Raw genomic sequence first — 486 nt, 5'->3', positions numbered from 1 at the left:
GAATAATAAAGGCCAAATATTCACCAGTACAAATTGAGCGTATACGTTTTACAGAGAGATAATACAGCTCAGCTAAGGTAAGGCTAATACAGCTAAGGACTCCACTGAACCCCACCGATTAAATCGCACCTTCCCTAACAATAACTGGCGTATTTAAATTAATTTTTTAATTAGCCAGTCTGTCGCTGGTATCAGTGGCGGCTGCCGGTGTTTATACCATTTTACGTTTCTTAATCAGACACTTGATGATGGGGTCCATCTGCGTCAGTGGCAGAAGGTCCTCTAAAGTTATCGGTTTGTGACATTGCGCGCAGAGGGCGCCGTGGTGTGCGGCCTGATTCTCTTTTTTCTGCGTGTAGATAAACTTTTTGCTGCCACATGCGCTACATCTGACTTTCATCACCATGACAGTTAAGGAAGGTGCGATTTAATCATTCAAAGTTCTGTTCATGACTACAATGATTGCCGTTCATCTATCGTTTTCAG

At 42.8% G+C, this 486-nt stretch carries 1 protein-coding gene; it reads right to left on the bottom strand.

Annotated elements, in window-relative coordinates:
- Positions 1–211: 211 nt before the first annotated feature.
- Entirely contained in the window at positions 212–400 is a 189-nt protein-coding gene (locus tag ACSZO1_RS22720) for an ECs_2282 family putative zinc-binding protein (protein WP_437616671.1), read from the bottom strand.
- Between the last annotated feature and the right edge of the window lie 86 nt (positions 401–486).

This window comes from Erwinia sp. V71 (assembly GCF_965644245.1).
GTDB lineage: Bacteria > Pseudomonadota > Gammaproteobacteria > Enterobacterales > Enterobacteriaceae > Erwinia.
The sequence above is the reverse complement of the archived record's forward strand: the minus strand, read 5'-3'. Positions and strand labels throughout refer to the sequence as shown.

What these genes read in the sequence shown, in the direction of transcription:
- ACSZO1_RS22720 (WP_437616671.1), bottom strand. Translation starts at nt 400, where the DNA reads ATGAAAGTCAGATGTAGCGCATGTGGCAGCAAAAAGTTTATCTACACG.